At 66.9% G+C, this 8,674-nt stretch carries 8 protein-coding genes; 4 read left to right on the forward strand and 4 right to left on the reverse strand.

Features of this window, described 5'->3' with window-relative positions; genetic code table 11:
• Positions 1–538: 538 nt before the first annotated feature.
• On the forward strand, positions 539–919 hold the full coding sequence (locus AC1DKD_RS36755) for a TraR/DksA family transcriptional regulator (protein WP_441633916.1): 381 nt from the start codon (positions 539–541) through the stop codon (positions 917–919).
• Positions 920–1,193: 274 nt separating this feature from the next.
• On the opposite strand, the gene AC1DKD_RS36760 is transcribed toward AC1DKD_RS36755, so the two are convergent.
• The 4 genes from AC1DKD_RS36760 to AC1DKD_RS36775 all read right to left on the reverse strand — a co-directional run bounded on the left by AC1DKD_RS36760 (position 1,194) and on the right by AC1DKD_RS36775 (position 5,856).
• Entirely contained in the window at positions 1,194–3,548 is a 2,355-nt protein-coding gene (locus tag AC1DKD_RS36760) for an acetate--CoA ligase family protein (protein WP_477144390.1), read from the reverse strand.
• Between the two features lie 340 nt (positions 3,549–3,888).
• Complete coding sequence (locus AC1DKD_RS36765; RefSeq protein WP_441633920.1) at positions 3,889–4,173, reverse strand: DUF1488 family protein; 285 nt, start codon at positions 4,171–4,173, stop codon at positions 3,889–3,891.
• A 346-nt stretch (positions 4,174–4,519) separates the two neighbouring features.
• Complete coding sequence (locus AC1DKD_RS36770; protein WP_477144391.1) at positions 4,520–5,314, reverse strand: helix-turn-helix domain-containing protein; 795 nt, start codon at positions 5,312–5,314, stop codon at positions 4,520–4,522.
• 110 nt (positions 5,315–5,424) lie between these two features.
• Complete coding sequence (locus AC1DKD_RS36775) at positions 5,425–5,856, reverse strand: response regulator (protein WP_477144392.1); 432 nt, start codon at positions 5,854–5,856, stop codon at positions 5,425–5,427.
• A gap of 273 nt (positions 5,857–6,129) precedes the next feature.
• Here AC1DKD_RS36775 and AC1DKD_RS36780 point away from each other — a divergent pair, with 273 nt between their 5' ends.
• From AC1DKD_RS36780 to AC1DKD_RS36790, 3 genes are all read left to right on the forward strand, one after another.
• Positions 6,130–7,482, forward strand: coding sequence for a PAS domain-containing sensor histidine kinase (locus AC1DKD_RS36780; protein ID WP_477144393.1), 1,353 nt, complete (start codon positions 6,130–6,132; stop codon positions 7,480–7,482).
• Positions 7,479–8,123, forward strand: coding sequence for a response regulator (locus tag AC1DKD_RS36785; RefSeq protein WP_441633928.1), 645 nt, complete (start codon positions 7,479–7,481; stop codon positions 8,121–8,123). The genes AC1DKD_RS36780 and AC1DKD_RS36785 overlap by 4 nt, the downstream gene beginning before the upstream one ends.
• A 115-nt stretch (positions 8,124–8,238) precedes the next feature.
• Positions 8,239–8,661: an Hsp20/alpha crystallin family protein gene (locus AC1DKD_RS36790; RefSeq protein WP_441633930.1), complete on the forward strand. Its 423-nt coding sequence runs from the start codon at positions 8,239–8,241 to the stop codon at positions 8,659–8,661.
• The last annotated feature ends 13 nt before the right edge of the window (positions 8,662–8,674 follow it).

An 8,674-nucleotide genomic window follows, 5' to 3' on the forward strand; every position in this document is an offset into this window, starting at 1 on the left:
CCGCGGGGCACATCAGGGCTTGCGTGAGTACCGCCGAATCCATGCTGGGATCTCCCTGGGTAGCTGTCTCCCTGTTTGCACTCTGGACAGGTCATGCTTCCATGCTATGCGGGCCACCGGAAGCTAGCTTGACGGGGATCAAGCCGGGCGGCGGCTACCCGCCTATATTGAAGCGGCACAGGGGTCTGGCGCGCAACGCTGCGGATGCTTCATGCCGGCAGCCGCTGCGCCGGCGACGGGAGAGCGGCAATGCGGATGAAACGTTCCGATGAGGGCTTGGGCAGCGGCGCCGCGCGTTTGCGCGGCCTCGCGGTTTGCCTTGCGGCCATCCTTTGCGCGGGCTGCGCGGCAGGATCCGAATGGTGGCGGCCGCCCAAGCCCAGGGCCGGCGCCATGGTCCCTGCCGCCCCCRGCGTTATCCGGGATGCCGCTGGGGGCGACAAGATCCGCATCACGACATTTGATCTGGCGCAAGCCGCTGGCCCGGCGTCATTGCATCATTGAGTGGACTCGCCTCGACGCGCACCGGGAGTGCACCATGTCCGAATTGACCAAAGAGCAACTCTCCAGCCTGGTTGCCTTGCTGGACGGCATCGAGCAAAGGATCCGCGGCCAGATGGATGCGGTGGCCGTGACCCGCACTGTGTCCGCGGGCGCCGAGCCGGGCGGCAACGCCGAACTTGCCGGGCAGACCGCTGGGGAGCGCATGGACGATGCGATGACCGAGCACTACCGCATGGAACTGGCCGACATTGCAGCGGCGCGGGCGCGCATCGGCAAGCTGCGCTACGGCGCGTGCCAGGACTGCGGCGAGCCCATTCCCTTTCCGCGCCTGCAAGCGTACCCCACCGCCAGGCGCTGCACGCCATGCCAGCGCAAGCAGGAGCACATGTTCGGGGCGCCGGGCGGCAGGCGATGAACCTCGCCGGTTTTTCCCGCGTCCGGACCCGCCAAGGGGTGTCCGCAAGGTGAGTCCGCAATACAGCCGCTGCAATGGCGGCGGCGAAATAGTGGCTTGCTCGCTCCGATTCTGGCAGGTAGATCACACCAATGGCGCGCTGTAGCAAGGGCGCGCGCACTTCGGCCGCGCTAGAAGGGTTCGGCGATCACGACGGCTTGCGCATTCTGCTCGCCAAAGGAGCCGGCCATGGCGGGGCGGACCGGTCATGGCGCATTGGCCGCGGATGGCTCCGTCAGCAAAAGGCGGAGTTCCACGCCGTCGCTGGCCGGCCGGTCGCCGCGCAGAACGTGGATGCCGCTGCTTTCGGCGAGCCGGAGCATCGCCGTATTGGTCGCCAGCGTGGTCCCGACCAGTTCCCGCGTGCCGTGTGCGCGGCAATAGGCAATGGTGCGCCGTGCCATGTCACCGTTTCCTCAAGCGCTTTGGGATAGGGGCGGATGGCAAGGCGGGCGGCCCCAGGCTGCATGGCGGGGGCCACGCCGATTCGCGCGTCCAGCGCCAGCACGCCGGCGCCATCGGCCAGCAGCGGATTGATATCGAGCTCAACGATTTCCGGCAGGTCGCACAGCAGTTGCGACAGTTGCATCAGGACCTGGTACAGGGCGTCGTGCCGGATTGGCGGCTGGTCCCGGTAGCCGTCGAGCAGCTTCGCAATCCGCGTGCGGCTGACAAGATCTTTCGCCAGGCTGACGTTCAGCGGCGGCAGGGCGATGGCGCGGTCGGCGATGCGCTCCGCGGCGGTGCCGCCGTGGCCGAACAGCACCACCGGGCCGAACACCGGATCGGTGGTGGCGCCCACGATCAGTTCGAACGCGCCTGGCCGGCTGATCATACGCTGCACGGTGAAGCCATCGAGCCGGGCCCGGGGTTGTTCGCCGCGAATGCGGGCCTGCATGCGCTCCAGGGCCTGCCGCAGCTGGCCAGCCGACTGCAGGTTCAGCGCCACGCCGCCCACATCCGATTTATGCGTAATATCCCGCGACAGGATTTTCACGGCAACCGGAAAGCCGAGGGCTTCGGCGGCGGCGACGGCGGTGTCGATATCGCCGGCGGTCCGGGTCTCCACTACGGGGATGCCATAGGCTGCGAGGACGGTGCGGGCCTCGGGCTCTGTCAGCATCGGCCGGTCTGCGGCTAGCGCATCGCGGATGCACTGGCGCGCGCGTTCGGTGTCAGGCGCGGGGCCGGCCGGCACCGATGGCGGCGTCTCCATCAGGAGTTCCTGGTTATGGCGATAGGCCACGGCCTGCAGGAAGCCGCGCACCGCCTGCTCTGGCGTGTCGTAGGTGGGGAGCCCGGCGTGCCGGCAGATCTGGCGCGCGTGCGCCACCGAGTCGCCACCAAGCCAGCTCGCAAATACGGGGCGCGATGCTGTCAACGGCTTGCTTGTCAGGGCGATGGCGATATCGCTGCTGAGCACGATCGCCGTGGGCGCGTGGATGATCAGGATGGCATCGCCGCCAGGGTCCGCCGCAAGCAGCTGCAGGGTTTCCGCATAGCGTTCGACGGGAGCATCCCCGACGATGTCGACGGGATTGCCGTGCGACCAGGTCGGCGGCAGCACCTTGTCCAGCTGCTTGAGCGTGCCGTTCTCCAGCGTGGCCAGCCGACCGCCGCCGAGGATCAAGGCATCGGTAGCCATGACGCCCGCGCCGCCGCCGTTGGTCATGATCGCCAGGCGATCGCCGGCCAGCGGCCGCGCACGCGCAAGCGTCTCCACCGCATCGAACATTTCCTCGGTGGAATACACGCGCAGCATGCCGGCGCGGCGTATCGCCGCGTCATAGATATCGTCGGCGCCCGCCAGCGCGCCCGTGTGCGACGTAGCCGCTTTCGCGCCTTCGGGAACCCGCCCGGCCTTGATGATCAGCACGGGCTTGTTGCGCGCGGCCGCGCGCGCGGCGGACATGAACTTGCGGCCGGACCTGACCGCTTCCACGTAGAGCAGGATCGCCTGCGTGTCCGGTTCGCTGCCGAGGTAGTCGAGTACGTCCGCCAGGTCGACGTCGGCGCTGTCGCCCAGCGAGACGAAGTGCGAAAAACCGATCTGGCGCGATCGCGCCCAGTCGAGCACCGCCGTGGTCAGCGCGCCGGATTGCGAGACGAAGGCCAGCTTGCCGGGCAGGGCGGGCGCATGTGCAAAGCTGGCGTTCAACCCCAGCCCCGGCACCATCAGGCCCACGCAGTTGGGACCGAGGATGCGCAGCAGGTGCGGCCTGGCGGCGCCGAGCATCGCCTGTTGCAGCGTCTCCCCGCTGGATCCGGCCGCACGCGCCAGTCCAGCGGTCAGGACCACGGCGGCCAGGGTGCCGCGTCCGGCGAGTTCGGCGATCAGGCCCGGCACCGTATCGGGCGGCGTGCAGATCACGGCCAGATCGGGCACATCGGGCAGCGCGGCGAGGCGGTGGTAGCAGGGCTGGCCGTTCAGTTCCCGGTACTTCGGGTTCACCGCGTAAATCGGGCCGGCAAAGCCGCCGGCACAGAGGTTGGCCAACACGGTGGCGCCTACGCTGTGCGGGCGCCCGGACGCGCCGATCACGGCGACCGAGCGCGGACGGAACAGGTGTTCCAGGTTGCGGATGCTCATCGTGGTCGGGGCGGTTGGGGTGCATCCGTGCTTGCGCGGGCACGGGAGGGCGCCAGATCGGAATTCAGCCGTGCGCCTGGCCGGTGTTGACCGGAGTATCCGCCAGCCCCGGCGCCAGCACTTGATCCAGCGCAAGCCGCTTGTCCGGGGGCATCGTTCACGCTGGCACCCGCAATTTCCGGTCCCCCCTTATCCGCGGCGCGCTGAGCGCCACCATCCGCGCGCGCCCGGCCCGCACGATGTCMCAGGCCGCGCAGTGCTCTTCCGCCCCGTCGTCCAAGCGGCGGCTGGTCAGTTCACGCAATGCCATGATCCACCCGGGCGTGCCGGCGCGGGTGCGCTATACCGCAAAGCGAAAATGACCGCTGTGCAGCACAATATTGTGTGCCGCGGTCATTTCGAACAGTTGCCGGGCCACCCCTTCGATATCGTCGCGGTGTCCTTCGAAGGCCTGGATCAGGTCCTCCGGCCGGTGCGAGCGCGCACCGAAGTGGTCTTCCAGCGCCTCGGCCGTGATCGCGTAGCTGGCTGGCGTGCCGTTCACGCTGACAGGGCATTCCAGAGAGAGAGCGGCCGGGCAATAAGAGGGGCGGGCTTTGGGGAAAATGATCTGTTTGATGGTCATGGATGGCCCCCCGGGGCGAGAGCAAAGAAAACGACGGAAACGGCGAAAGCGGCGAGCCCGCCCGTGAGCCCGCCGCATCGACTCTCTGCAGTCTAGGCATTGCGGTTGCAGCCGCAAGCCGAACCACGCATATTCCTGACGGACGTCAAGCCGGCACAAGGCGGCACGCGTGGTGCGCGGCCTGCGCGAAAGCGTGCAGGCGATGCCGCTGCGTCTGCACGGGGAGGTGCCAGGCTCGGTGGCCGGGTTGCTGAAGATTCCTGGCATTGGGCCCAGGCGGGCGCGCACGCTGCCGCACGAGCTGGATATCGGGGGCCGCGCGCCTTGCCAGGTTTCCGGATCCGGCCTAGATCCGGTCCAGCGCGTCAAGATCCAGCAGTGTCACGCGCTTGCCTTTTACATCGATGAAGCCGTCGCGCTGGAAGCGCGACAAGGTGCGGCTGACGGTCTCGAGCTTCATGCCCAGGTAGCTGCCGATTTCTTCGCGCGTCATGCGCAGGGTGAGTTCGCTGCGGGAGTAGCCGCGCGCATGCTGGCGCGCCGAGATATTGAGCAGGAATGCCGCCACGCGCTGGTCGGCGCAAAGGCTGGCGAGCAGCAGCATGACACCTGATTCACGCACGATTTCGCTGCTTAGCATCCGGTGCACGTGCTGTTGCAGGGAGCGCATTTCCCGGCAGAGCGCTTCGAGCAGGTGGAAGGGGATCACGCATACGGCGCTGTCTTCCAGGGCAATGGCGTCGCAGGCGTGGTGCTCGGTGCAGATGCCATCGAGCCCAAGCGTCTCGCCAGTGAGGAAGAAGCCGCTCACCTGTTCGCAGCCGTTCTGGTGCGAGACCACCGTCTTGAACGATCCGGAGCGCAGGGCGTAGATGCTCTGGAACGCGTCGCCGGCGCGGTAAAGCGCCTCGCCGCGCCGGACCATGCGCCAGTTATGGATTGTGGTATCGAGCCTGGAGCGATCCGCATCGTTCAGGTTGCCGCCCATGCAGATGGCGCGCATTGCGCAGCTTGAGCAGTTTGCCCTGTGGGCCACGCCGGCAGGTGGCGCACTATCCCCGTGCGGGGACGCGAGGACCTCGGCGTCGAGGAATCCTATGTGCGCGTCTGACGGTGCTTCCCGCTGCAGATACTCTGACATGGCAGTTTCCTTTGTCTTCTGGCCCCCGCCGGTTCGGCTGGCCACGGTTGTGGTGCGCTCTTGCTGTCGGCGCCGGCGCTGCGTCTTGCCGGCGTAAAGGACGGCGCGGGCTATGCCGTGGCGTCTTCCGGTTCTGTTGTTCTCGCGGCTCTTTYGTCCGCCGCGAGGCGGAGCAGCGCGCTACGCAGCGCGTCGAACTCCATGGTCTTGTCGAAAAAGAGCGATGCGCCCGCCTGCAGGTAGGCGCTGCGCATCGGCGGCACCGAGCAGTTGCTCAGGACTACCACCGTTGCATGGCGGCGCATCCGCTTCAGTTCCTCCAGCACTTTCAGCCAGGATCCTCCGTACCGGCCCAGGCTGAGAATGACGACGTCGGGCAGGAGGATCTGGGCTGCCAGCAGCGCCGCACGCGGATCCCGGGCCAAGGCGAGCAACTCCAGCTCCCTGATCGATCGCAGCATCCTGGTCTGCCGCGAGCCGATGAGGGTGGAGTCCTCAAGCAACAGCACGGTCAGGGGGGCAGGACGGGCGGGCAGGTTCATGTGTCCGAGTATGGTGAACGGCGGGGCAGCCGGAAAGAAGGGACGGCTGAGAGTGTCGTCCGGAAAGAGAAGGCCCTTGTCAGGGAAACCTGACAAGGGCCTTCAGCTATCTGGCCGATAGCGCCAGCCACTTCGGCCTCGCAGAATGGCGAGCGCATCCCGGTCAGCGTGTGCATTTCGCACAAATCGGCTACCTTTACAGCAGAGTCTGCGGCGATCCCCGCGGGGCTCGCTGACCCTCCGGGAGCCTCCGGGAGCATTTCGCGACCAGCCATGGCGACTAATCAGCCTCCACCACCGGACCCGCCTTCCCCTAAGACATCGCTGTACGCCACGCTTGGCGAGTTGGTGGCAGCCGGCGCGATGCTTTTGCTGTTCATGCTGCTGGTGCTCTGGTTCGTCTCCGCGCTCGCTCCCGAGGCAAGCGGCCTTGCCGCGCCCATGCTTGGTGCCTGGGGCCTGGCGGTGGCTGTCATGCTGGCCTTGCTGCTGGTACGCCTGCGGCGGCTGCGGCGCGCCGCGCAAGAGAACCTGGCGCGTACCCAGGGAAGCGAAGCCCGGCTGGCAGGGATCATCCGTTCGTCGATGGAGGCCATCATCACGGTGGACGAAGGGCAGCACATCGTGCTGTTCAACCCCACGGCGGAGCGTCTTTTCGGTTGCAAAGCCGCAGCGGYGATCGGCAAGCCGCTTGGGKATTTCATGCCGGCGCGTTTCCGTGTATCGCATGAGGCGCACGTGCGCCGCTTCGGCGTGACGGGGGTCACGGAACGGCAGATGGGCCAGCAGCGTGTGCTGCATGCGTTGCGCCAGGACGGAACGGAGTTCCCGATCGAAGCATCGATCTCCCAGACCCAGGACGGTGGCGGCAAGCTGTTTACCGTCATCCTGCGGGACACCACGGAGCGGGTGAGGGCGGAGGCGGCCTTGCGGCGCTCGCGGGAAGAGCTTCAGCAGTTGTCCGACCGGGTCCAGGCGTCGCGGGAAGACGAGCGGCGCCGCATTGCCCGCGAACTGCACGACGACCTCGGCCAGCGGCTGAGCGCGCTGAAGATGGACCTGGCGATCCTTGCAAGTGATCTCAAGGACGCGGGAACGCCTCCTGACCTGCTGGACCAGGCCGCCGCCATGCACCTTGTGATTGACGAGACCGTGGCTTCGGTGCGGCGCATCGCGGCCGACCTGCGCCCGGCATTGCTGGACGAGCTTGGCCTGATCCCGGCGATCGAATGGCTGGCGAAGGAGTTCTCCGCGCGCTATGGCATCACCGTCATCACCCACGCCGCGGAGGAGGAAGACGTTGGCGAGCGCGCGGCCACCGCGGTATTCCGTATCGTGCAGGAGGCGCTCAGCAATGTCGTGCAGCATGCCCACGCCGACCGGGTCGATATCGAACTGGTTCGCCAGGACGACCACTACGAACTGACAGTGCGGGACAATGGCCGCGGCAATGCCGCCACGCCGCCAGCCGGCGGCGAGCGCGTATCGCTGGGGCTGGTCGGGATCCGGGAGCGCGCACGGCTGCTTCGCGGCACAGTGGCGACCAGGCAGGCACCAGGCGGTGGTTTCTGCCTGACCGTACGCTTCCCGCTTGGCCTGACCTCGAGCGTGGAGGCAAGCACATGATTCCCGTGATGATCGCCGACGACCACGCCGTGGTACGCGACGGCCTGCGCCATATCCTGAGCCGCGCAGGCGGCTTCGAGGTGGTGGCCGAGGCGGTGGATGGCAACGCCGTGCTCCAGATGGCGCGCGACTGCAAGCCCCGCGTCATCCTGCTCGACCTCTCCATGCCCGGCCGCAGCGGGCTGGAACTGATCAGGCAGTTGCGCGTGGAGCAGCCCGAGTTGCGTATCCTGGTACTAACCATGCATGCCGAGGAGCAATACGTGGTGCGCGCGTTCCGGGCGGGGGCGGCGGGCTATCTGACCAAGGAAAGCGCGGCCACGGAACTGGTCAGCGCCATCGGCAAGGTCGCGGCCGGTGGCATCTACGTGAGCCCCGCGATGGCCGAGAAACTGGCCAACAGCCTGCAGGACGAGCACCGCGAGGATCCCCACCTGCGCCTGTCGGACCGCGAAATGGAGGTCTACCGCCGCCTTGTACTGGGCGAGCCGCTTACGGAGATCGCCGCCGGGCTCTGCGTCAGCGCCAAGACGGTGAGCACCTACAAGATGCGACTGATGGAGAAGCTGAAGTTGCCCAGCGAGGCGGCGCTGGTGCGCTACGCGATCCACCATCGCCTGTTCGACGAAGGGGATATCTAGCGCCTGGCACCCAGGACGCCGCGCTTGATCTGGAACAAGGTGCGATATGGGCGCTGTGCCACCATGAAGTAAGGGCCCGATCCCGATTTGGGCTCTTCACTGCAAGGAGGCGACAATGAGCAACGTGCGAATTTACGACCCGCTATCGATCGAACCGGTGGGTGACATGCTGCAAGGCATGTTGCGCGCTTTTCGCGGCAGCAATGAAGGCGGGTTCTCGTTCAAGGTCGATGTGACCGAGTCCGACAAGGACTACAAACTGGTCGCGGAAATTCCCGGCGCAAGGAAGGAAGATATTGAAGTATCCGTCGATCGCGGCACGGTGATGATCTCGGCCAAGGTGGAAAAGTCTTCCGAACAGAAGGACGGCGAGCGCGTGATCCGGCGCGAGCGCTACAGCGGGTCGATGCAACGCGCCTTTACGCTCGACAGCACGGTGGACGAGAGCAAGGTCGATGCCAGCTACGAGAACGGCGTGCTCCGGGTGGTACTGCCCAAAAAGGAGGCCTCGCCGCAGCAGCGCGTGACCATCCGCTGATATCGCCGTCTTC

The sequence above is a fragment of the Cupriavidus sp. 05T313 genome (assembly GCF_056396665.1).